Annotated in this window: 25 protein-coding genes and 1 riboswitch; of the genes, 11 read left to right on the forward strand and 14 right to left on the reverse strand. The window is 31.9% G+C overall.

The features are described 5' to 3' along the window. The 7 genes from NH341_RS07240 to NH341_RS07270 all read left to right on the forward strand — a co-directional run bounded on the left by NH341_RS07240 (position 1) and on the right by NH341_RS07270 (position 6,395). Positions 1-1,233 (forward strand): sigma-54-dependent Fis family transcriptional regulator, encoded by a 1,233-nt coding sequence (locus NH341_RS07240; RefSeq protein WP_253056244.1) that lies wholly within the window; start codon positions 1-3, stop codon positions 1,231-1,233. Between the two features lie 39 nt (positions 1,234-1,272). Next, positions 1,273-1,782 carry an LptE family protein gene (locus NH341_RS07245; RefSeq protein WP_239179257.1) on the forward strand — a complete coding sequence of 170 codons (510 nt, stop codon included), beginning with the start codon at positions 1,273-1,275 and terminating at the stop codon, positions 1,780-1,782. Positions 1,783-1,788: 6 nt separating this feature from the next. Further along, positions 1,789-2,532, forward strand: coding sequence for a hypothetical protein (locus NH341_RS07250; RefSeq protein WP_239179258.1), 744 nt, complete (start codon positions 1,789-1,791; stop codon positions 2,530-2,532). Further along, positions 2,533-2,877 carry a preprotein translocase subunit SecG gene (gene secG, locus NH341_RS07255; protein WP_047788559.1) on the forward strand — a complete coding sequence of 115 codons (345 nt, stop codon included), beginning with the start codon at positions 2,533-2,535 and terminating at the stop codon, positions 2,875-2,877. 163 nt (positions 2,878-3,040) lie between these two features. Continuing rightward, the gene (gene groES / locus NH341_RS07260; RefSeq protein ID WP_047788560.1) at positions 3,041-3,316 is read left to right on the forward strand and encodes a co-chaperone GroES; all 276 of its coding nucleotides are present in this window, start codon (positions 3,041-3,043) and stop codon (positions 3,314-3,316) included. A 98-nt stretch (positions 3,317-3,414) separates the two neighbouring features. Continuing rightward, complete coding sequence (gene groL / locus NH341_RS07265; RefSeq protein ID WP_253056246.1) at positions 3,415-5,052, forward strand: chaperonin GroEL; 1,638 nt, start codon at positions 3,415-3,417, stop codon at positions 5,050-5,052. Positions 5,053-5,159: 107 nt separating this feature from the next. Further along, positions 5,160-6,395 (forward strand): hypothetical protein, encoded by a 1,236-nt coding sequence (locus NH341_RS07270; RefSeq protein ID WP_159613993.1) that lies wholly within the window; start codon positions 5,160-5,162, stop codon positions 6,393-6,395. A 9-nt stretch (positions 6,396-6,404) separates the two neighbouring features. Here NH341_RS07270 and NH341_RS07275 read toward each other — a convergent pair whose 3' ends face one another. From NH341_RS07275 to NH341_RS07340, 14 genes are all read right to left on the reverse strand, one after another. Further along, positions 6,405-7,382, reverse strand: coding sequence for a polyprenyl synthetase family protein (locus NH341_RS07275; RefSeq protein WP_159493329.1), 978 nt, complete (start codon positions 7,380-7,382; stop codon positions 6,405-6,407). A 328-nt stretch (positions 7,383-7,710) separates the two neighbouring features. After that, positions 7,711-8,751: a 23S rRNA (adenine(2503)-C(2))-methyltransferase RlmN gene (gene rlmN / locus NH341_RS07280; protein ID WP_172644833.1), complete on the reverse strand. Its 1,041-nt coding sequence runs from the start codon at positions 8,749-8,751 to the stop codon at positions 7,711-7,713. A gap of 70 nt (positions 8,752-8,821) precedes the next feature. Beyond that, the gene (queA, locus tag NH341_RS07285) at positions 8,822-9,871 is read right to left on the reverse strand and encodes a tRNA preQ1(34) S-adenosylmethionine ribosyltransferase-isomerase QueA (protein WP_047788566.1); all 1,050 of its coding nucleotides are present in this window, start codon (positions 9,869-9,871) and stop codon (positions 8,822-8,824) included. Positions 9,872-9,938: 67 nt separating this feature from the next. Next, positions 9,939-11,168: a 3-phosphoshikimate 1-carboxyvinyltransferase gene (locus tag NH341_RS07290; RefSeq protein WP_073181788.1), complete on the reverse strand. Its 1,230-nt coding sequence runs from the start codon at positions 11,166-11,168 to the stop codon at positions 9,939-9,941. A gap of 6 nt (positions 11,169-11,174) precedes the next feature. Then, entirely contained in the window at positions 11,175-11,423 is a 249-nt protein-coding gene (locus tag NH341_RS07295; protein WP_073181790.1) for a hypothetical protein, read from the reverse strand. Next, a complete protein-coding gene (locus tag NH341_RS07300) occupies positions 11,424-11,750 on the reverse strand; it encodes a nucleotide pyrophosphohydrolase (RefSeq protein ID WP_073182681.1) in 327 nt (108 codons plus the stop codon). Positions 11,751-11,797: 47 nt separating this feature from the next. Further along, positions 11,798-12,175: a VOC family protein gene (locus tag NH341_RS07305; protein ID WP_073181792.1), complete on the reverse strand. Its 378-nt coding sequence runs from the start codon at positions 12,173-12,175 to the stop codon at positions 11,798-11,800. Continuing rightward, positions 12,166-13,383 (reverse strand): MFS transporter, encoded by a 1,218-nt coding sequence (locus NH341_RS07310; protein WP_073181794.1) that lies wholly within the window; start codon positions 13,381-13,383, stop codon positions 12,166-12,168. The genes NH341_RS07305 and NH341_RS07310 overlap by 10 nt, the downstream gene beginning before the upstream one ends. Before the next feature lie 507 nt (positions 13,384-13,890). Continuing rightward, on the reverse strand, positions 13,891-14,640 hold the full coding sequence (locus tag NH341_RS07315; protein ID WP_073181796.1) for a cyclase family protein: 750 nt from the start codon (positions 14,638-14,640) through the stop codon (positions 13,891-13,893). Between the two features lie 12 nt (positions 14,641-14,652). Continuing rightward, complete coding sequence (gene hemW / locus NH341_RS07320; protein WP_253056248.1) at positions 14,653-15,777, reverse strand: radical SAM family heme chaperone HemW; 1,125 nt, start codon at positions 15,775-15,777, stop codon at positions 14,653-14,655. A 200-nt stretch (positions 15,778-15,977) separates the two neighbouring features. Continuing rightward, positions 15,978-16,532: a crossover junction endodeoxyribonuclease RuvC gene (ruvC, locus tag NH341_RS07325; protein ID WP_159493322.1), complete on the reverse strand. Its 555-nt coding sequence runs from the start codon at positions 16,530-16,532 to the stop codon at positions 15,978-15,980. 8 nt (positions 16,533-16,540) lie between these two features. Then, positions 16,541-18,163, reverse strand: a complete 1,623-nt coding sequence (gene ade, locus NH341_RS07330; RefSeq protein WP_253056250.1) for an adenine deaminase — start codon at positions 18,161-18,163, stop codon at positions 16,541-16,543. Positions 18,164-18,256: 93 nt separating this feature from the next. Then, positions 18,257-19,849: a phosphoenolpyruvate carboxykinase (ATP) gene (gene pckA / locus NH341_RS07335; RefSeq protein ID WP_073181804.1), complete on the reverse strand. Its 1,593-nt coding sequence runs from the start codon at positions 19,847-19,849 to the stop codon at positions 18,257-18,259. 86 nt (positions 19,850-19,935) lie between these two features. Beyond that, entirely contained in the window at positions 19,936-20,316 is a 381-nt protein-coding gene (locus NH341_RS07340) for a DUF423 domain-containing protein (protein ID WP_047788577.1), read from the reverse strand. Between the two features lie 80 nt (positions 20,317-20,396). Here NH341_RS07340 and NH341_RS07345 point away from each other — a divergent pair, with 80 nt between their 5' ends. From NH341_RS07345 to NH341_RS07360, 4 genes are all read left to right on the forward strand, one after another. Next, complete coding sequence (locus tag NH341_RS07345) at positions 20,397-21,767, forward strand: saccharopine dehydrogenase family protein (protein ID WP_047788578.1); 1,371 nt, start codon at positions 20,397-20,399, stop codon at positions 21,765-21,767. Positions 21,768-21,880: 113 nt separating this feature from the next. Next, complete coding sequence (locus NH341_RS07350) at positions 21,881-22,450, forward strand: Crp/Fnr family transcriptional regulator (protein ID WP_047788579.1); 570 nt, start codon at positions 21,881-21,883, stop codon at positions 22,448-22,450. An 82-nt stretch (positions 22,451-22,532) separates the two neighbouring features. Further along, positions 22,533-23,807 carry an NAD(P)/FAD-dependent oxidoreductase gene (locus tag NH341_RS07355; RefSeq protein WP_047788580.1) on the forward strand — a complete coding sequence of 425 codons (1,275 nt, stop codon included), beginning with the start codon at positions 22,533-22,535 and terminating at the stop codon, positions 23,805-23,807. A gap of 7 nt (positions 23,808-23,814) precedes the next feature. Beyond that, positions 23,815-24,570, forward strand: a complete 756-nt coding sequence (locus NH341_RS07360; protein WP_159493320.1) for a DJ-1/PfpI family protein — start codon at positions 23,815-23,817, stop codon at positions 24,568-24,570. A gap of 111 nt (positions 24,571-24,681) precedes the next feature. Then, positions 24,682-24,869, forward strand: a riboswitch (cobalamin riboswitch). Positions 24,870-24,884 lie beyond the last annotated feature (15 nt).

A 24,884-nucleotide genomic window follows, 5' to 3' on the forward strand; every position in this document is an offset into this window, starting at 1 on the left:
ATGGAAAATTTACAAGCTATAAAACAACGCTTTGGCATTATCGGTAACGATATGCAACTAAATCGTGCTATTGAAAAATCGATTCGTGTTGCTCCCACTGATATTTCGGTATTAGTTACTGGTGAAAGTGGTGTTGGAAAAGAAAGTATACCAAAAATAATTCATCAATTATCACACAGAAAACATGCAAAATACATTGCAGTTAACTGTGGAGCGATTCCTGAAGGAACAATTGACAGCGAATTATTTGGACATGAAAAAGGAGCTTTTACAGGAGCTACACAAACCCGAAAAGGCTATTTTGAAGTGGCTGATGGCGGAACTATTTTTTTAGATGAAGTTGGTGAACTGCCGTTAACCACGCAAGTACGTTTATTACGTGTTTTAGAAAATGGAGAATTTATAAAAGTAGGATCTTCACAAGTACAAAAAACAAATGTTCGTATTGTAGCTGCAACCAACGTTAATATGCACGAAGCCATTTCTAAAGAGAAATTTCGTGAAGATTTATATTACCGTTTAAGTACTATAGAAATTTCACTACCTCCTTTGAGAGAACGTGGTGAAGACATTCATTTATTATTTAGAAAGTTTGCTGCCGATTTTGCACAAAAATACCGAATGCCTACCATCAGGTTAAATGAGAATGCTGTAAAGGTTTTATTGAACTATCATTTCCCTGGTAATATTCGTCAATTAAAAAACATTGCCGAACAAGTATCAATAGTTGAGGAAGATAGGCTAATTACCCCTGAAAAACTAATTCAATATTTGCCTGAAAACCGTAGTAATCTACCTGCTGTTGTAGGTGACAGAACTACAAGTCAATCAGATTTTGCTAATGAACGAGATATCATGTATAAAATCTTGTTTGATATGCGTAATGACATTAATGATCTAAAAAAGCTAACGCTAGATTTAATGCAAAACGGAGACTCTGAACAGGTACAAGAAGACAATCATCGTTTAATTGAACGTATTTATCAAGATCAAGATTTATCAGAAGCTTCAAACATTGAGGTAGTACAAATTCCAAAATCAACTTCTCATCAAAATGATTATGATTATGCGGAAACCATTGAGGAAGATGAAAGTTTATCGTTACAAGAAAAAGAAATAGAAATGATAAAAAAGTCTCTCGAAAAAAACAATGGTAAGCGTAAATTAGCTGCCAAAGAATTAGGAATATCTGAGAGAACCTTATACAGAAAAATAAAACAATACGGCTTATAATAGTTATATTGTTTACTTTTAAAAATTATTCAACTTTAAATGAAAAAAACTCTTTATATAGTATCGTTACTTATTACTTTTACAACCATTATTGGTTGTGGAGCATACTCTTTTACTGGTGGAGATACAGGAAATGCAAAAACAATTCAGGTTGATTTTTTTCCTAACCAAGCACCTTTAGTTGAACCAATACTTAGTCAAAAATTCACACAAGATTTACAAGACTTATTTACACGTCAAACTAATTTAACCTTGGTTAGCACTAGTGGTGATTTACATTTTTATGGTGAAATTGTTGATTATCGAATTACACCAATGAGTGCCACAGCTCAACAAACAGCTGCTCAAAACCGATTAACAATTACTGTAAACGTAAACTTTATTAACAACTTAAATGAAAAGAAAAATTTTGAAAAGCGTTTTTCTTTTTACTACGATTATGGAGCCAACCAACAGTTAACTGGTACTGTCTTAGAAGCTGCATTAGATGAAATTTTAGAACGAATTACACAAGATATATTTAATGCTTCTGTTGGAGACTGGGGATAGATAATTTTGAAAAAAAACACGTACATACAATTATTAAAAAAGCCTGAATTAATTTCGCAAGAACATCTTTCAGACATCACTGATATTATTCAAGAATATCCTTTTTTTCAATCTGCTAGAGCGCTTCGTTTAAAAATTTTAAAAAATCAAGAAAGTTATAAATACAACAACGAGTTAAAAATAACGGCAGCTCACACCAGTGATAGATCTGTTTTATTTGATTTTATTACCTCTGAAGCTTTCAAAGAAGCTCCTATAAAAGAAGAAAAGATTAGTTTAAAAGACAAAATTCTTCCTAAAAGGAAACAAGTAAAAGTTTCAGCAATAGAAGAAGATTTAGCTATTGGCAAACCTCTTTCTTTCACACAAAACGAAACCTTTTCTTTTAATCAATGGTTGCAACTATCATCTAAAAAAACTATTGTTAGAACTTTAGATAATAAAATTTCAGAAAAACAAGCTAAAGAAGTGCCTGTTAAGTCTGAACATGAAGCTATTATTGATCGTTTTATTGAAACTGCTCCAAAAATTTCTCGTCCTAATAAAACAAATACTTCGGATATAAAAATATCCGAAAATCAACAGAACAACCAATTAGCTACTGAAACTTTAGCTAAAGTATATTTAGAACAAAAGAAATACGACAGTGCTATTCAAGCTTATAAAATATTAAGTTTGAAATATCCAGAAAAAAGTGGTTTCTTTGCAGACCAAATTAAAAGAATACAAATTTTACAAAACAATAAATAGATGACAACGTATACTTTACTTTTAGTTTTAATATTGATTGTTGCAATAGCATTAATCTTAATTGTAATGGTTCAAAATCCTAAAGGTGGAGGATTATCTTCATCATTTGGAGGCGGTGGAGCTCAAAATATTGGAGGTGTACAAAATACAAATAGCTTTTTAGACAGAACTACTTGGACATTAGCTATTACTATGTTTGCTTTAATTTTATTAGCAAACTTCGCTATTCCAAGAGGAAATGCAGCTGACGCTCCTCAATTAAATGAAACCTTAAACAATATTGAAACTACAACAACTCCTGCTACACCAGCAGCAACAGATACAGCTAAAGACAGCGCTCAGTAGTTTTTCAAAAAATAGAATATAAAATGCCAACGTAAATGACACGTTGGCATTTTTTTTATTTATTAATCTAATGTATTAGAAAAATTGTCAGCAAAAATCTAATGGCATAATTTCTGACAAAATACTACCAGTAAAATTAATTTAATCAATCAAAATATATAAAATGGGATTAAACATTAAACCTTTAGCAGACAGAGTTCTTGTTGAACCAGCTGCAGCAGAAACTACTACAGCATCAGGAATCATCATCCCTGACAACGCAAAGGAAAAACCACAAAAAGGTACTGTCGTAGCCGTAGGGAACGGAACAAAAGATGAGCCTTTAACTGTAAAAGTTGGTGATACTGTTTTATACGGAAAGTACGCTGGTACAGAGCTTAAATTAGAAGGAAAAGATTATTTAATTATGAGAGAAAGCGACATTTTCGCTATTATCTAAAATTTCTTTGCTATTAGCTTTTCGCTATTAGCCTATTAAACAAAAAATTTAAAACCAAGCCAACAGCTATATGCTAACGGCAAAAAACTTAGACAAACATGGCAAAAGATATAAAATTTGATGTAGACGCTCGCGATGGATTAAAACGCGGGGTAGATGCATTAGCGAATGCAGTAAAAGTAACTTTAGGACCTAAAGGACGTAACGTTATTATTTCTAAATCTTTCGGAGCTCCTCATGTAACTAAAGATGGAGTTTCTGTAGCTAAAGAAGTAGAACTAGAAGATGAGTTAGAAAACATGGGAGCTCAAATGGTAAAAGAAGTAGCTTCTAAAACTAACGATTTAGCAGGTGATGGTACTACTACTGCTACAGTATTAGCACAAGCTATCGTAAAAGAAGGTTTAAAAAACGTAGCTGCGGGTGCTAATCCCATGGATTTAAAACGTGGTATTGATAAAGCTGTAGCTGCTATTACTGAAGATTTAGCTAAACAATCTAAAGAGGTTGGTGATTCATCAGAGAAAATCAAGCAAGTAGCTGCAATCTCTTCTAACAACGATGCTATAATTGGTAACTTAATTGCTGAAGCTTTTGAAAAAGTTGGTAAAGAAGGAGTAATTACTGTAGAAGAAGCTAAAGGGACTGACACTTATGTTGATGTTGTTGAAGGAATGCAGTTTGACCGTGGATACTTATCTCCATACTTCGTTACAGATGCTGATAAAATGATTGCTGATTTAGAAAATCCATATATTTTATTATTTGATAAAAAGATTTCTAACTTACAAGAAATCTTACCTATTTTAGAGCCAGTTGCTCAATCAGGAAGACCTTTATTAATCATTGCTGAAGATGTTGATGGACAAGCATTGGCTACTTTAGTAGTAAACAAGTTACGTGGTGGATTAAAAATTGCTGCTGTTAAGGCTCCAGGATTCGGAGACAGAAGAAAAGCAATGTTAGAAGACATCGCTATTTTAACTGGTGGTACTGTAATTTCTGAAGAAAGAGGTTTCTCTTTAGAGAATGCTACTTTAGATTTATTAGGAACTGCTGAGACAGTAACTATTGATAAAGACAATACAACTATCGTAAACGGATCTGGTGATGAAGAACAAATTAAGGCTCGCGTAAACCAAATTAAAACACAAATTGAAACTACTACTTCTGACTACGATCGTGAGAAATTACAAGAACGTTTAGCGAAGTTAGCTGGTGGTGTTGCTGTATTATATGTTGGTGCTGCTTCTGAAGTAGAAATGAAAGAAAAGAAAGACCGTGTTGATGATGCTTTACATGCTACAAGAGCTGCTGTAGAAGAAGGAATTGTTGCCGGTGGTGGTGTTGCTTTAGTACGTGCTAAAAAGGTATTAGAAACTATTACTACAGAAAATTTAGACGAAACTACAGGTATTCAAATTGTGAATAGAGCTATTGAATCTCCATTACGTACGATTGTTGAAAATGCTGGTGGTGAAGGTTCTGTTGTAATTAACAAGGTATTAGAAGGTAAAAAAGACTTTGGATATGATGCTAAATCTGAAAAATATGTAGATATGTTAGAGACTGGTATTATCGATCCTAAGAAAGTAACTCGTGTAGCTTTAGAAAACGCTGCTTCTGTTGCTGGAATGATCTTAACTACTGAGTGTGCTTTGGTTGACATTAAAGAAGATGCTCCTGCAGGTGGTGGAATGCCTCCAATGGGTGGTGGAATGCCAGGAATGATGTAAGTCGAGAAGCTCGACACCTAGATAGTAAAAAACCTCGAGAATTTTTCTCGAGGTTTTTTACTATTTTTGTAGTATTAAAAATTGTATTTAATTTTTACTTTTTTCAAATGAAAAAGATCCTAAATCTAACTATTCTAATTTTCTTATTTTCAAAATGCTCATCTAATAACACTGATGAAATAACAAAAGATGTTTGTTCATCGAACACCAATTCTCCTACTGAAGAAAGTTTTCACATTGAAAACCAAATAGATCTAGAGAATTTTTCAACTCTAGGATATACTAAAATAAATAATACTTTAAGTATTAGTAAATCTGATGATTTATCCTCATTAAAGTGTTTAGAATATATAAAAACCTTAAGATTAAATCAAAATACATTTGAAAATCTTAATGGACTAGACCGTATAAAAGAAATTGAAACACTTCATATCATTGGGTGCAACAATTTAAAAACACTAAATGGATTGAATAATTTAGAGAATGTATCTGAAATAATTATTGAGAATAATTCTTCTTTACAAAATTTTACGGGTCTTAATAAAGTAAAAAAAATAAATCATTTAACCTTAGAGTATAATTCAAAAATACAAAATTTTGAAGGATTAGAATCACTAAAAAGTATATCTTCTCTAAACATATATGAAAACAATAATTTAAGGAATTTCGAAGGATTATACTCCCTTAAAAGAAATCATACTAATGATAACTTTGGTTCAAAATCAAATAGATTTTATATTGCTCAAAACAATAATTTAGAATCACTCAGTGGTCTAGATAATATTTATGGAAACTTGCATTCTTCCTTATTTATCACTCAATGCCCCAAATTAACTAGTCTTGGTAATTTCGATAATATAATTAATACTAGTGATATTTATATTTCTTTTTGTAAATCTTTAAAAGCTTTTGATGGGTTTTATGATACAATGCAAATAAAAAGTTTAGTTATAAGCTATTGTGAAAGTATAGAATATATAAACGCTCCTAAGATATTTAGAATAGGATATTTAAATATTGGAGACAACCCTAATCTAAACAGTTTAAAAGGATTAAAAACTCTTAATTCTATTTATTCCTCTAGCGGAGACTTTAGTTTACAGCTTGAAAACAACCCTAAATTAAAAACGCTAGAAGGATTTGAGAACCTAAGTTATGTAGAGAAAATAGTTGATATTAATATATTCTCAAGAAATGATTTAGAAAACACATGTGCATTAAGCCTTTTAATTAAAAACAATTTATACAATGGAACAACTAGTAAAATAAACATTCAGTCAAAATGTGGTGGATACGGTTATTTAATTATGAGGTTTAATGAGATTTGTAATTGTAATAAATAAGTTAACTTCCTATATTTTCCTTTCCACAACATAATCAATCATTTGCAGTAGGGAATTTTTATAATCTGAGTCTGGATAATTGTCTAAAATGGCTAATGCCTTATTTTTATAGTCGTGCATTTTAGCAGTAGTATACTCCAATCCCCCATTTTCTTTGACAAAAGCAATAACTTCTTTTACCCGTTTTTTGTTTTTGTTATGCTTCTTAACGGAATTTATTAACCACGATTTTTCTTTTGGAGAACAAGTATTCAAGGTATAAATTAACGGAAGTGTCATCTTTTGTTCTTTGATATCTATTCCTGTTGGTTTACCTATTTTGTCTTCAGTGTAATCAAATAAATCATCTTTAATTTGAAAAGCAATACCAATATACTCTCCAAACTTACGCATCTGTTGCACTGTTTTATTATTTGCTCCTACCGAGGCAGCACCAATACCACAACAAGCAGCTATTAGCGTAGCTGTCTTTTGACGGATAATTTCAAAATAAACTTCTTCAGTAATATCTAGTTTGCGAGCTTTTTCAATTTGTAATAACTCCCCTTCACTCATTTCTCTAACCGCAATAGAAATCAGTTTTAACAAATCAAAATCTTCATTATCTATAGAGAGTAATAATCCTTTGGATAGTAAATAATCACCTACTAAAACAGCTATTTTATTCTTCCAAAGTGCATTAATTGAGAAAAAACCTCTACGTCTATTACTATCGTCAACTACATCATCATGTACTAATGTTGCTGTGTGGATTAATTCTACTACTGAAGCTCCTCGATATGTACGTTCATCAAAACCACCATTAGAAACCATTTTTGCTACCAAAAACACAAACATTGGTCGCATTTGCTTTCCTTTTCTGCGGACGATATAATAGGTAATTCTGTTTAATAATGGAACTTTAGACAACATCGAATCTTTGAACTTTGTTTCAAAGAGTTCCATTTCTTTAACAATCGGAAGTTTTATTTGCTCAACTGGCTTCATATAGTGAACAAAAATAAGAATAAAAAATGTTTACTTTTGATTAAAAACAAAATATGAAACACTTAAAGATAAGAGCGATTGTTTTTCTTATAACCTGCACCTGTTTAATATTATTAGGAAGCTACATTTCTGACGGTAATCAACGCTCTTGTTTAGGTAATCCAGTTATTTTACCATACATTTTTTTAGGTCTCCCTTTTGTATTTTTGTTAGGTATACTGGATATTATCGTTTTAACTTTTTTAAAGAAACTAAGACTTTATAAAATTATTATTAACTTAAGTTTAATTCTAGTTTCTTTTCTCATTGCTTTTCTATTTATAGAGTACTAAGATTTATTAGCTAATTGCCCACAAGCAGCATCAATATCTTTTCCTCTAGAACGACGCACATTTACCACAATATCGTTCATTTCAAGATTAGAAATATAATTGTTTAAAGCTCTATCTGATGCTTGTTGAAACTCTCCGTCATCTATTGGATTGTACTCAATTAAATTAACCTTACACGGAACATATTTGCAGAATTGCACCAAGGCATCAATATCTTCTTTTCGATCGTTAATTCCATTCCAAACAACGTACTCATACGTTATTTTTCGTTTAGTCTTTTCATACCAATACTCCAAAGATTCCCTTAGATCTTTTAATGGAAAAGTAGCATTAAATGGCATAATAGATGTTCGAACCTCATCAATAGCGGAGTGTAATGAAACTGCTAAATTAAAACGTACTTCATCATCTGCCATTTTTTTAATCATTTTAGGCACACCAGAAGTTGATACGGTAATTCTTCGAGCTGCCATTCCCAAGCCTTCTTCTGAAGTTATTTTATCAATAGCTTTAATTACGTTGTTGTAATTCATTAAAGGTTCTCCCATTCCCATAAAAACAATATTTGACAATTTATGATTATGGTATAACCTACTTTGTTTATCAATTGCTACGACTTGATCGTAAATTTCATCCGCATTTAAATTACGCATACGTTTTAAACGAGCTGTTGCACAAAATTTACAATCTAAACTACATCCTACTTGACTAGATACACAAGCTGTAGTACGTTTTTCTGTAGGAATTAAAACTGACTCTACAATTAATCCGTCATGAAGTTTAATTGCATTTTTTATAGTACCATCATTACTACGCTGCATTGTATCAACTTCAATATGATTGATTACAAAGTTCTCATCAAGCATTTTTCTTGTTACTTTAGATAAACTTGTCATATCATCAAACGAATGTGCTGCTTTATGCCATAACCATTCATATACTTGGTTACCTCGAAAGGCTTTATCTCCGTTTTCAACAAAAAAGTCACGGAGTTGTTCTTTGGTTAATGCACGTATGTCTTTTTTCTTTACTATCATCATTAGGTACAAAAATACACAAAACCTCACAAGTAACTTGTGAGGTTTTGTAAATGGTTTAAAAACTGTTTTATAAAATTAACATCGCATCTCCGTACGAGTAAAATTTATATTTTTCTTTAATTGCTTCATGGTATGCTTCCATAATAAAATCGTGCCCTGCAAATGCAGAAACCATCATTAACAATGTAGATTTAGGCGTATGAAAATTCGTTACCATAGAGTTAGCTATACTAAAATCATAAGGAGGAAAAATAAACTTATTCGTCCATCCTTCAAAAGCGTTTAATTGATTGCTTGAAGAAACAGATGATTCTATAGTTCTCATTACAGTAGTTCCAATTGCACATACTCTTTTTTTGTTAGCTATAGCATTATTTACAATATCTGCACTAGCTTGTGGGATAATAATTTGCTCAGAATCCATTTTGTGCTTAGATAAATCTTCAACCTCAACTGGATTAAATGTACCTAAACCTACATGCAATGTTGTTTCAGCAAAATCTACTCCCTTAATTTCTAATCGTTTCATTAAGTGCTTAGAGAAGTGCAATCCTGCTGTTGGCGCTGCTACTGCTCCTTCGTGCTTAGCAAAAATAGTTTGGTAACGATCTTCATCTTCTGGCTCTACCTCACGTTTTATGTATTTTGGTAATGGAGTTTCTCCTAACTCAATTAATTTTTTTCTAAATTCATCGTAAGGTCCATCAAATAAGAAACGTAATGTTCTACCTCGTGAAGTAGTATTGTCAATAACTTCGGCTACTAAACTTTCATCGTCTCCAAAGAATAATTTATTACCTATTCTTATTTTTCTTGCTGGATCTACTAATACATCCCACAAACGATTTTCAGCATTTAATTCACGTAATAAAAATACTTCAATACGGGCTCCTGTTTTTTCCTTGTTCCCGTACATACGAGCTGGAAAAACTTTCGTATTGTTCAACATCATTACATCTCCTTCATCAAAATAATCGATTAAATCTTTAAATAGTTTATGCTCGATTTTTTGTGTGTCACGGTGCAATACCATTAATCGTGCTTCATCTCTATGCTCTGAAGGATATTCTGCCAATAATTCTTTTGGCAATTCAAAATTAAAATTTGATAATTTCATTTGTAAAATTTTCTTAACGGTGGCAAATATACAATTTCAACATAGGGGTTGTCAAGCTATTGCCCTATTATTTTATGGTAACATTCTGAATTCCTACACTCAGCATATCTTTCCAAAAACTTCTATACGATTTAGTTACTACTTCTGCTTCTAAAATTTCTATGGAAACTTTTAATGCTAACGGAGCAAATGCCATTGCCATACGGTGATCATTATAAGTGGCTATTTGAATATTCTCTTTAATTTTTATAGATGATTTTAAGTGTAAACTTTCATTAGTAACAGAAATATCTGCTCCTAATTTTGTTAACTCTTCACGTAATGCTTCTAAACGATCAGTCTCTTTAATTTTTAAGGTATGTAGCCCTGTTAAATCACAAGTAACACCTAATCCGAAACATGTAACTGCAATAGTTTGGGCTATATCTGGTGCATTTTTTAAATTTTCTTTCAATACAGCTGAACTATGTTCTTTTTCTTTGGTTAAAAGAATTGAGTTGTCTTTAAAAGTAGTCGTTACTCCAAAGTGTTTATAAATTTTTTCCAAGCAACTATCTCCTTGCAGACTATCTTTTTTATACGCTGATAATTTCACAAAGGAACCTACTTTACTCAACGCTATAATCGAATAAAAATAAGACGCTGAACTCCAATCAGACTCAACTACAACTGTTTGTTTCTCTAAAGTTAATTTAGGTTTTATTTTAATAACCTGTCCTTTAAACTCAGCTTCAACCTTCAATTGATGTAATAGCTGTAAGGTCATATTGATGTAAGGGACAGACGTTATTTCACCTATTAACTCAATCTCTAATCCGTTTTGTAAACCTGGAGCAATTAACATTAATGCTGAAATATATTGACTACTTACATTTCCATTAATCGAAACCTTATCCTTTGCTAGTTTTTTCCCTGATATTTTAAGTGGCGGGTATCCTTCTTTTTCAACGTACTCTATAGTTGCTCCTAAATCACGGAGCGCATTAACCAAAATTTCAATCGGTCGATTATGCATGCGGTCTGATCCTTGCAATATTTTTGTAACGCCTTCTTGTGTTGCAAAAAAAGCAGTTAAAAAGCGCATCGCAGTTCCTGCATGTCCAATATCTGCAACTATATCATCAGAGGTTAACGCTCCTTGTAAATGGTGTGTATCGTCAGAATCTGATAAATTTTCTATCCGTAAACCTGAATATAATTGCTGTAAAATCAACAATCTATTCGATTCACTTTTTGAACCTGAAATGGTTATGTGAGTACCTGAATTAAATTCTTCAGTTTTTAATCTTAAATCCATAAAAAACTATTTCGTTTTTTTATTTACAATGTATACACTATAAATAAGTGCGATTACTATTTTGCTCAACCAAAAACGAATCCACTGTTTATTTGCGAAATGTACATTGTACACAGTTTCAAAGTCTCCTGAAAAAATAGCCCCTCCTGTTTTAAATAATAAAGAAAATACCGCTACGATTATTAAAAAAGGAGTTCCTACTTTTAAAACATTAATCCAAAAACTTCCTTTTTGTATATTATTAATGAGACTCATTTATTGTAGTTTTTTGTTATTGTGATGACGATCGTGATCTCTTTTAGTTTTAATATCCAACTTCTTATCAAAGGCTTCTTGCAAATTTACGCCTGTTTGATTTGCTAAACACAACACTACAAACATTACATCGGCCAATTCTTCTCCTAAATCTTTGTTTTTATCACTTTCTTTTTCACTTTGCTCTCCATAACGACGCGCAATAATTCGAGCAACCTCTCCAACTTCTTCTGTTAGTTGCGCCATATTTGTTAACTCGTTAAAGTAACGTACTCCGTGATTTTTAATCCAATCATCTACCTGTTTTTGTGCGTCTTGTATATTCATATTTTCTGCTTTCTTATTAAACATTCAAAGATAAAAACTTCTATTTCTTAATCGATTCGCCAAGGCGGATTTTTTCTGTGTTCTCCTGCTTTAAACAGAATTAATTTATTACCATCTGGATCTAACAAGTGGGCTTCTCTCCATAACCATGTTTGATCTTTGGGTAATTGGGTGAATTGAACTCCCTTTTCTTGTAGTTTCTCTACTAATTCATCTAAATTTTCATCTTCAAAATACAATGTAACACCCTCTCCTTTAGGCAGCTTCTCTACTTGATGAATTGAGAAAGTTGTATTACCATCTGGCACTTCAAATCGGACATATCTAGGGCTTGCATCTACAATGAGAAGCAAGCCTAGTTTTTTATAAAATATTACAGATTCATTTACATCTATAGACGGAATTGTTACTTGATTTAAGTCCATGCGATTACTTTCTCTCTTTTTACAATTCGTATTAACATTAATAAAAATAATACTCCTATTCCCGATAATACAATCATAAAATTCCATGTATTATCAAATCCAATATTATCAATTAATTGCATTCCAGAATTGTGTCCGAAAATATGCGACATAGAAAATGCAATACTATAATACGCCATATATTCTCCTTGATTTCCTCTTTTGGCTCGTTCCATTACAAAGGCGTTTGAAAAAGGGAAAGCTATCATTTCTCCAATAGTCATTAACAACATTCCTACAATTAAAATTCCAGCCCAACCTGTTAAATTGATTACTACAAAACTTAATCCTGTAAGTGATAAGCCAAAAAACATTAAGAATTCTTTAGTATACTTACTTTTTTCTAACCAAGTAATCAGCGGCATTTCTAATAGGAAAATGAAAAAACCGTTCATGCCCATTAACAGTCCTATTTCTAACTCTGTTAAATGATGTATATCTTTATAATATAATGGCATGGTAGAGAAATATTGTAAAAAAATAAACCCGAACACAAACATTCCTACAAAAAATATCCAAAAAGCCTTATCTGAAAAAATCGACTTTGGATTTTCTACCTTTACTTCATCTAACACTCTTGCTTTTTTAGGGTGTAATACATTTATCAGTAATAAAGTTGCTAAAACACAAGTAACTCCATCTACCCAAAACAGCCCGCTATACCCCATTGAGGTAATTATTAATCCTCCAACTGCTGGACCTGCAGAAAACCCCAAGTTAATTGCCAGACGGATTAAGGTTACTGAACGTGTTTTATTTTCTGGTTTACTATAAGTATTTAAGGCTACAAACATAGCGGGTCTAAAAGTATCTGCTACTAGCATCACCAAAAAGATACCAATACAAAACCCCCAGAAAGTTTCTACAAATTGTAAGGATACAAAGAGTAATCCTGTTAAAAACAAACTGGTTTTCATTACCTTGTAAAAACCTATTTTATCTGCTAATTTTCCTCCCAACCAAGAGCCTACAACAGAACCTAATCCAAAGCAAGTCATAATCCAACCTACATCTTTTAAAGTAAACTGTAAACTTTCTCTTAAATACAAAGACATAAACGGAATTACCATTGTACCTGCCCTGTTTATTAGAGTTATTAAAGCGAGCCACCATACTTCGATTGATAAACCTTTAAAGGTATCTAAATAATTAAAATAGAGTTTTTTCATGTGGTTTGGTTTTAGTGTTGATGTTGATATAAAAATAAAAAGTCCGACTATGAAGTCGGACTTTTTATTATCGTTATATTTTATGTGAACATAATTATAATACATACATTGCCCGATCGTCTTTGTGTCTTACCACAGTCGATTTACATTGCTTATATGTATTAAAAATTGTCATTACTTTAATTCTACGGCTGTAAATTTATAAAAAAACAAATTGTTTCTACAAAAATTTTATTTTTTATTTTTTTTAATAGTTTTTACACACTTAAAAGTTTACTTTTAACCATTCGTCTACAGTAACACTCTTTTAATCTTATTTTTTATTTTCACTTTAATATCTACATTATCTTTGAAGTGTAAGTGAAACATAAAGTAAATCTCGCCGAACAGATAGAGATCCCTAAAAAGAAACATTTACTAAGTAACATCAATAAACTATTCTATTTTAAATATTCAGAAAAGCATGCTTATCTAAAACTTTTCAGTAGTTTGTTTTTATCATAACAATTAACACAATTTATAAAGAATTGGCTTACTTGGAGTAGCATCATTTTCAAATGGTGCTATCATAAGGTTCAAAAAGTAAGTTCCATCCTCTATTCTATTAGGTACATATATAAATTCTGTTATTGTTGCCTGCATTCTAATTTCTCCTTGTGTATCCCAAAAAGCATTATGTGCTAACAATTTTCCTTCGTCTTTTTCTTTATCTACAGATGGTAAGTCAATTAATAAATGTTCTATTCCTTTTTCTTTTAAGTATATAGCACCTTCTTCTAACAAATAGGTTGGATTTGTGTTTGAATACCGCATCGATTTTTTGTCTGAAAGGTTTGGTAAGGTTCTGATTACAATTGCATCACGCTTTTTGTTCCCTAAAACATTTTGTAATTGTTTTTTTGAAATTACAAAGTCCTTATTTTTTAACTGCTCAGGAGCAATAGTCACTACTTCTGCTAAGAAGAAAAATTTTGATAGTTCTTTGTTTACTGAATAAACTTCTTCTGTTATATGCCCCACACATTCGGTATGTGTAATATGTGAGTGCGGATTAAACTGTATGTTATTAAAATTTACATCAGCTCCTTGTTGTACACTTCCAATCCAATTCCCATCTGAAACAGGAAAAATTTTAGGATCATCAAGATACCATGCATTTATATTTTCTTTTGAGGTATCAATTGCTATTGAAATGTCTAGTGGTTTTGATAAATCTATTTTGTATTTTCTTGAGTTGTATTCAATTGTTGCAATCATACTCAAATATACTTAAATAATAAATAATTCGGAAGCCAATCCATCTGCTAAGAACTTTCCCTTTTCTGTAGTCTTCAAAACTTCATTTGTAATGACTAGTAGCTCTTGCTGGATAAACTTCTCAGCATTTTTAAGGAGATTTTTTCTAAATTCTTCCCCGAAATCCTCCTCTATTTTCTCTAACGACACTCCCCAAATGGTTCTTAATCCTGTCATCAAATATTCATTAAACTGATCTTTCTTAGTGAGTTTTTCTTCTTCTAAAGGGAGTTTTCCTTCTTGAATTGCTTTTATATATTTTGCATTGTTAGCTACATTCCAACTACGGTGTGTTTTATTAAACGAGTGTGCAGAAGGACCAATTCCTATATATTTTTTTCCTAACCAATAACTAGTATTGTGCTTTGAAAAATAATTAGGTTTTCCAAAATTGGAAATTTCGTAATGTACAAATCCGTTTTTAGTGGTTTCTGCTACCAAAACATCAAAATGTTCTTTGGCTACTGTTTCGTCAACATCAGGATATTTTCCTTGCTTGATAAATGAATCTAATGCTGTTTTAGGTTCTACCGTTAACGCATATGATGAAATATGATTGATCTCGAAATCAAAAGCTATTTGCAAATTTTCTCTCCAACGTTCATTATTCATATTCGGAACTCCGTAAATCAAATCAATAGTAATATTATCAAAGTAGCGTGTCGCTACAGACAAGCAGTTTTTTGCTTCTTGTGCATTATGAGCACGGTTCATTAACTGCAAATCTTCTTCAAAAAAAGATTGAATTCCAATACTTAGTCGGTTAATTGGAGTCTTAGATAATTCTATTATTTTTTCTTCTGATAAATCATCTGGGTTGGCCTCTAAAGTAATTTCTGGATTTGTTACTACTGTATAGTTTTTATAAATAGCATCTATCAACAATTGTAACTCGTCAACCGACAATAAACTCGGTGTTCCTCCTCCAAAATAGATGGTTTCTATTTCTTCATTTTGTAACTCTTCCTTTCGTAATTCTAGCTCTTTCACCAAGCAAGAAACTAACTCCTCTTTCTTTTTTAATAAAGTAGAAAAGTGAAAATCGCAATAATAACACGCTTGCTTACAAAATGGGATGTGTAGATAAATTCCTGCCAAATCAGTTATCAGTTATCAGTTATTAGTTATTAGTTATTAGTTATCAGTTATTAGTTATCAGTTATTAGTTATCAGTTATTAGTTATTAGTTATTAAGATTACTTATAAATCCTTGTCGTTTTTAATATTGAAAAAAGAATTTTTGCTATTTCATCGGCTTTTTTCAAAAATTGTTTACTGTTCATTAAGCATTGAAAAAATCAGTTTTTGATTTTTTTCGGGTTTTGTTTTACAAACGCTGCCCAACCTGTATAGTTCTTACCTCCTACTTTAGTTCCTGAATTATAGAAATGACACACCGCAGCTGCTAAACCATCCGTTGCATCTAAGTTTTTAGGTAGCACTTTTAAATTCAATAACGATTTTAACATTAAGGCTACCTGTTCTTTACTTGAAGTTCCTTTACCTGTAATTGCCATTTTTATTTTCTTGGGCGCATACTCGGTTACTGGTATTTGTCTTGACAATCCTGCTGCCATGGCTACTCCTTGTGCACGCCCTAATTTCAACATGGATTGTACATTCTTCCCATAAAAAGGAGCTTCCAACGCTATTTCATCTGGATGATAAGTGTCAATCAATTCAATGGTACGTTCAAAAATAATTTTGAGTTTTAAATAATGATCGTCATATTTTTTTAAGAGCAATTCATTCATTTGAACAAATTCCATCTTTTTACCTACTACCTTTATAATTCCAAATCCCATAATGGAAGTTCCTGGGTCAATCCCTAATATAATTTTTTCTGTCTTCAAACTCTCGTTTATTTAACTTCTAGAGAAGTAAATTTAAATGTATTTCCATCAAACAAGCCTTTGTCTGATAGTTTTAAGGATGGAATTACCAACAACGCCATAAAAGATAAGGTCATGTACGGAGCTCGTAATTTGCTACCTAGTTGTTTTGCCATCGCATCCAATTCGGCATAGGCTTTTCCTATTTCAACTGCTGGTTTATCTGACATGATTCCAGCCACAGGGAGCGGAACAACTTTTTCTTCAGAAGATGTTACAGCGCAAACGCCTCCTTTATTTTCAATCAATAAGTTTACCGCCTTACAAATTAATTCATCCGATACACCGACAGCGATAATATTATGAGAATCATGTCCTACAGAACTCGCTATTGCCCCTTCTTTTAACCCGAAGTTTTTGATAAACGCAATCGAAGGCTCTGCATTTTGATAACGATTTACTACCGTCATTTTTAGCACATCGTTCTCTACATCAGAAACTAAATTTCCTTCTTTTATCAACGAATCTGCTTCTATTTCATTTGTCACTAATTCTCCATCTAGAGCTTCTATAACTCGAATCTTTTCAGATGCTGAATGGAATTCAAAATCGGAAACGTTTTTTGCATCAGTGTCAAAATTATTCAACACTTCAAAATCTACATGCTCTACAAATGATTTTCCGTTTTCAGCCACTAACTCACCATTAATATACGTTTGTAGTATTTCAAACTTTTGTAAGTCTTTCACCACAATAAAATCAGCATCATCTCCTTCGTTTAAAATCCCAACATCCAAATTGTAATGCTCTACCGGGTTTATACAAGCAGCTTGCAATACTTTAAAAACATCTATTTCTTTCGCTACTGCGCGCTCACATAGCTGATTAATATGACCTAACAACAAATCATCTGGATGCTTATCATCAGAACAGAACATCATATTCTCATAATACTCAGGTAGTAAATCAATTAATGCTTCAAAGTTTTTTGCAGCACTTCCTTCACGGATAATAACTTTCATCCCTTTTTCCAACTTCTCCAACCCTTCTTCATAGGTAAAGCATTCGTGATCGGTATAAATTCCTGCCGCTATGTATTTATCTAAATCTTCTCCTCGTAGTCCAGGTGCATGACCATCTACAGGTTTGTTGTAATGTTTTGCCCAAGCGATTTTTTGTAACACTTCTTCATCTTGATAAATAACTCCTGGATAATTCATCATTTCTGCTAAATATTTGATATCAGGATTCTCCATCATTTTTTTTATGTCTTCTGAATCAATTACCGCTCCGGCACTTTCAAAAGAAGTCGCTGGTACGCAAGATGGTGCTCCGAAATTGAATTTTAACGGAACTTTTTTTCCGTTTTCAATCATAAAATTTACTCCTTTTACACCTAATACATTGGCTATTTCATGTGGATCGGATACTGTTGCTACCGTACCGTGTGTTACGGCTATTTTTGCAAACTCTGATGGCACTAACATAGAACTTTCTATATGAATATGCGCATCTATAAATCCGGGTAAAATATAGTTTTCTACAGTATGTTCTACTGCTCTAATTTGTGTAATCTTTCCTTCTTTAACCTCAACTTCTCCTTTAAATATTCGTTTGTTTTGAATATCGACTATATTTCCCTGTACAATCATGCTAAAATTTATTTATTGCTAAAGTACTGAGTATTTTTCACAAAAAAAGCACCCGTAACGGATGCTTTTTTGATAAGTATATTTTTTTTAAGGTTACGCTATTGGTCCTCCTTTAATAATTTCCTCGCTTGCCATTTCTTCAAACTGAGCAAAGTTCTTTCTAAATGAATTCGCTAATTCCATAGCTTTTGCATCATAAGCATCTTTGTCTGCCCATGTTTGCTTTGGATTTAATACTTCATCAGGAACATTTTCACAAGTAGTTGGCATTGATAATCCAAAAATTGGGTGTTGTACAAATTCAACATTTTCTAAATTACCTTCTAAAGCTTCTGTAATCATAGCACGAGTGTACTTTAATTTCATTCTGCTACCAGTACCGTAAGCACCACCTGTCCATCCAGTATTAATTAACCAAACGTTTACACCTGCTTCTTGCATTTTCTTACTTAACATTTCAGCGTAACGCGTTGGGTGTAATGGCATAAATGGAGCTCCAAAACAAGCTGAGAAACTTGGTAATGGTTCGTTAATTCCAGCCTCTGTACCTGCTACTTTTGCTGTGTACCCAGAAATAAAGTGATATGCTGCCTGCCCTGGTGTTAATTTAGAGATTGGAGGCAGTACTCCAAAAGCATCTGCTGTTAAGAAGAAAATATTCTTTGGGTTTGCACCTTTAGATGGTTTTTGAATGTTTTCAATGTGATAAATAGGGTAACTTACACGAGTGTTTTGTGTAATTGATGTATCATGAAAATCTACATTTCCTTTATCATCCATCACAATATTTTCAAGGATTGCTCCTCTTTTAATTGCTCCGTAAATTTCTGGTTCTTTCTCTTGAGATAAGTCGATTACTTTTGCATAACATCCTCCTTCAAAATTGAAGATTGTGTTTTCAGCAGTCCAACCATGCTCGTCATCACCAATTAAACTACGATTTGGATCGGTAGATAAGGTCGTTTTACCTGTTCCTGATAATCCAAAGAAAATAGCTGTATCACCATCTTTACCAACGTTTGCAGAACAATGCATTGGTAACGTGTTTTTGAATACAGGTAAAATAAAGTTTAATGCAGAGAAAATTCCTTTTTTAATTTCCCCTGTGTATCCTGTACCACCAATTAACGCTACTTTTCTAGTAAAGTTTAAAATAGCAAAGTTGTGTTGGCGTGTTCCATCCACTTCAGGATCTGCCATAAAACCTGGAGCGTTTACTACTGTCCATTCTGGAGAAAAGTTTTTTAACTCCTCTGCGGTAGGACGTAAAAACATATTGTGCGCAAACATGTTACTCCAAGGATATTCATTTACAACACGAATATTTAATTTATAATCTTCGTCTGCACATGCATAACTATCACGTACAAATACTTCTTTGTTAGATAAATAATTAGTTACTTTATCGTATAGCTTGTCAAATTTTTCTGAATCGAAAGGAATATTAATATCTCCCCACCAAACTTGGTCTTTAGTTATATCGTCTTTAACAATAAAACGATCCATTGGAGAACGTCCTGTGAACTCACCTGTTTTAACAGCTAATGCTCCAAAACTCGTTTCTACTCCTTGTTCTTTTTCAATAGTGATGTCGTGTAACTCGTCTGAAGTTAATTGATAACGAACCGTAGCGTCTTTTATGCCTAAGTTATCTAACGATATCGTTTTCGTATCAAGATTTGTCATCTTAAAAGATTTTAGTTGTGTTTAATTTTGGACAAAAATAGTTCTTTTTGATTAAACAGCTATATCATTAAATGATTTTATCAACTTTAACCTTTAATAACTTTTTTAAAAAAGCTATATGCTAAAAGGCTCCAACCAACGATTAATAACACTCCTCCTAACGGCGTTACAAACCAAATTGCTTTTGCAGGAACATTCGCTAAGTAAATTAAATATATAGACCCAGAAAACAATAAAATCCCAGCTATTAAAAAATAACTAATTCTGTTTTTTTCTTTGTTAGTAAGCTCAGTAAACATATTTACAAAAAGTAATAAAAACACATGAAAAAACTGATAACGTACAGCAGTTTCAAAACTCTCGAGGGCTTCTAGTGTTAATTTTGTTTTTAAAGCATGAGCTCCGAAGGCACCTAAAATCACAGCAATCATTCCCAAGACTGCAGCTATTGTTAAATTTTTATACATTATTTTAATTTTTGTTTAAATTTAAACTTTTTTAGCGATATTGTCGCCTCAAATTTTATACACAACAAAAATAATTATAAATGAGAAATATATTGATTATTGGTGCTGGTAGATCGAGCTCTTCACTTATAAAATATTTATTGGATAAATCTTCACAAGAAAACCTACATATAACTATTGGTGATGTTTCGTTAGAAAGCGCTCAATCTAAAATTCACAATCATTCAAGTGCTACAGCAATACAGCTAGATGTTTTTAATGCTGAAGAGCGCTCAAATGCAATTCAAAAAGCTGACATTGTTATTTCAATGTTACCTGCTCGTTTTCATATTGAAGTAGCTAAAGATTGTATTACTTATGGAAAACACATGGTTACTGCGTCTTATATTTCTGATGAAATGAAAGCTTTAGATGAAGAAGCTAAAGCTAAAGGTTTAGTGTTTATGAACGAAATTGGTCTGGATCCAGGAATTGACCACATGAGTGCTATGCAAGTTATTGATCGTATAAAAGAACAAGGAGGAAAAATGCTATTATTTGAATCTTTTTGTGGTGGATTAGTAGCTCCTGAAAGCGATACCAACTTATGGAATTATAAATTTACTTGGAACCCAAGAAATGTAGTATTAGCTGGTCAAGGTGGAGCTTCAATGTTTATTCAAGAAGGAACCTATAAGTATATTCCATATCAAAAATTATTTAGAAGAACTGAATTTTTAACTATTAATGGCAGTGGAAGATTTGAAGCGTATGCAAACCGTGATTCTTTAAAGTATAGAAGTATTTATGGTTTAGAAGATATTAAAACCATGTATCGTGGAACTATTCGTAAAGTTGGTTTTTCTCGTGCTTGGAATGTTTTTGTCCAGTTAGGAATGACTGATGATACATACACTATTGAAGATTCTGAAAACATGAGCTATCGTGATTTTACAAATCTTTTCCTAGCCTATTCTCCTTCAGATTCTGTTGAATTAAAATTCCGTTCGTATGCAAAGATTGATCAGGATGATTTAATGTGGGATAAATTTGTAGAGTTAGACATCTTCAATCCGAACAAAAAAGTAGGCTTGAAAAACGCTACCCCTGCTGAAATTTTACAAAAAATATTGATGGATTCTTGGACTCTTGAAGCTGAGGATAAAGATATGATTGTAATGCATCATATTTTTGGGTATCAATACAAGGAGGAAAATCATCAAATAGAAAGTAGCATGGTTATTAAAGGTGATGATCAAACCTATACTGCTATGGCAAAAACTGTTGGCTTACCTGTAGCTATGGCTACGGTACGTATTTTAAACGGTGACATCACAACTCCTGGAGTTCAATTACCGATTAACAAAGAGGTGTACGAACCAATTTTAAAAGAATTAGAAGATTACGGAATTACTTTTGTTGAAAAAGAAGTTCCGTATTTAGGCTATAACCCTGAGAGTATAAAAGGATAAAGTCTTCCAAAACGAACACAAAAGGCATCAATTTATTTGGTGCCTTTTTCTTTTAAAAATAAAAGGAATCTCTATAAAGTTGGTATTTTTACCTTTAAATACTAAACTAAGATATGGGTAAAAGCATTTTAAAAAATCATATTAAAAATTACACAAATCTTTCTGAAGAAAAATTAACGGAAATACTTTCTTTTTTTGATTGTCAATCCTATAAAAAAAAAGAAATTTTATTACTCACAAATAAACGTTGTAATAAACTATTTTTTGTTACCAAAGGTTGCTTACATTTATATTTTATTGATAGTTTGGGCTACAAAAAAACTACACAGTTTGCTCTAGAAAATTGGTGGTTAACTGACTTTTTAGCTTTTCAGAACCAAAAACATGCTAACTTTACCATAGAAACAGTTGAAAACTCTGAAATTTTGTCGATCTCCTTTTCAAAATATAACGAGTTATTAAATAAGTTTCCCTTATTAGAAAAATATTTTAGAAGTATATATGAAACCGCATACGGAGCTGCTTTAATGCGTTTAAAATACATTAACAGTTACTCTAAAGAAGATATCTTTTTTAGATTTAGAAAAGACTTCCCTGATTTTGTACAACGAGTACCCCAATATTTATTAGCTAGTTTTTTAGGATTAACTCCTGAATATTTAAGTGAAATTAAAAGAAAATAGCTATTCTTAAGTTAGTTTATTTTTTACTAAAACATACTTAACTACCTTTGCATTTATATTAATTTAAGGGCATAATAGCATTATGAAAAACATGAAAAAAATTGTCGTTGTTGGCGGCGGTTTTGCTGGGTTAGAACTTATAAAAGGGTTAGGAAATTCTGAAAATTATCAAATTATTTTAGTAGATAGTAATAACTATAATTTCTTTCCTCCTTTAATCTACCAAGTATCCACAGGTTTTATGGAACCTTCTGCAATTAGTTATCCATTCAGAAAAATTTTAAGAAAATTTAAAAATGCTCGTTTTCGTCTGGGTACTCTTGAAAAAGTTGTTCCAGAAGAAAATAAAATAGTGGTAAGTAATGGAGAAATAGCATATGATATCTTAGTAATGGCTACTGGTACAGAAAGTAATTTTTTCGGAAACAAAAACATTGAAAAGTACAGTTTACCAATGAAAACTATTAGTGACGCCTTGTCACTTAGAAATGTTATTTTAACTCGATTTGACCGTGCTACTAGAATTCACAATCCTGAAGAAAGAAAGAAGTGTTTAACTTTTGTTATCGCTGGTGCTGGTCCTACTGGGGTTGAACTTTCTGGTATTTTATCTGAAATTAAAACTTCAATTATCATAAAAGATTATCCAGAGTTAGATAAAAATGATTTTGGAGAAATTCATCTTATTGATGGTCAAAGCTCTGTATTAGCTCCAATGTCTAAAAGAGCACAAGAATATACCTCTAAAAAGTTAAGTGAACTCGGAGTAACATTAACGATGAACACCATGGTTAATGATTTTGATGGTGAAACTGTATATTTATCAAACGGAGAAGAAATACATACTAAAAACCTTATATGGGCTGCCGGTGTATCTGCTAAAACATTTGATGGCTTTTCAAAAGAAAGCTTTGGTGCTGGTAGAAGATTGAAAACAAATCAGTTCAACCTAGTACACTCATATGATAACATTTATGCTTTGGGTGACTGTGCTTTGATTTTAGGAGACGAAAGCTATCCTAAAGGGCATCCTCAATTAGCACAACCTGCATTACAACAAGCTAGAAACTTAGCTAAAAACCTTTCTAGAAAAGATACAAACTGGAAAACTTTTCAATATAATGATAAAGGTTCATTAGCTATTATTGGAAGAAATAAGGCTGTATTAGATTTCCCAGGACAAAAACAATCATTAAAAGGTTTTGTTGCATGGTTAATTTGGATTTTTGTACATATTATGGGGCTTGTAAACTTCAAAAACAAAGTAAGAACTCTATACAACTGGTTAGGCTATTACATATACAAAGACCAATATTTTAGAATGATTATTAAACCTACTCAAAGAGATACTAAATAAAATACGCATGAAAAATTTAAGTATTGTAGTAATACTACTTTTTACAATTATTACTGTTGGTTGTAATTCAGAAAAATCGAAAACCAATAAAAAAACAGAAGAAGTTGAACAAGTTGTATCTCCATCTGACACACTAACTAAACACCTAAAACCATTTAATCCTAATTTACCAACTATTGGACTTTTAATGTTTAATGGGGTTTTACAAGGAGAAGTTATAGCAACGTCAGATGTATTTGGAAAAGCAGATAAAGATGGCAAACAACTTTTTAATGTAGTAGCTATTGCTGAAACAGCTAAACCCATTACTACTGAAGAAGGAATGCATTTTGTTCCCGACTATACCTTTGAAAACTGCCCTAAACTAACAGCCTTGTTTGTACCAAGCGCTTACGACATGTATGCACAAGTACATAATAATAAAGTTGTAGATTTTATAAAAACAAAAAATCAAGAAACCAAATACACTGTTAGTAATTGTGCTGGAGCTAATTTAATTGGTAAATCTGGTATAGCAGATGGTCATAAAATTGTAACATGGATTGGCGGCGGTGAGCAACTACAAAAAGACTACCCAAATTTAAAAGTGCAAAACGACAGCTTGGTAACTTTTGTTAAAGACGGTAAGTTTTTATCTTCAAACGGAAATTTAGCAAGTTATATTTCAGCGTTAGAACTTCTCGAAATTATGACAAATACTGAACATAGAAAATTTGTTGAAAGCTATTTATACTTGGATCAACTTAAAAACTGGAAAAAATAAACATTAATTATAAATTTTCTTTTTCAAACATAAGCATCAATTTATTGGTGCTTTTTTTATTACCAGTTCTAAAAAAATAATACATACATTTACCTCGATAAGTTCTTTACATACTTCATCAACCGAAAAGGTTTTACTTAACTGTAGATTAATAGGGAATCGTGTGCAAATCACGAACTGTCGCGCAACTGTAAGTAACACACCAAAAGTTTTTATCCTAGTATATCCACTGCCAAAAGCGGGAAGGATGATAAAAGCTGTTATAAGTCAGGAGACCTGCCTATTCGGATATTGACAATGCTTTCGCGATTTGA

Origin of the sequence: Tenacibaculum sp. XPcli2-G (assembly GCF_024124505.1) — a bacterium.
GTDB classification, from domain to species: Bacteria; Bacteroidota; Bacteroidia; order Flavobacteriales; family Flavobacteriaceae; genus Polaribacter; species Polaribacter mesophilus.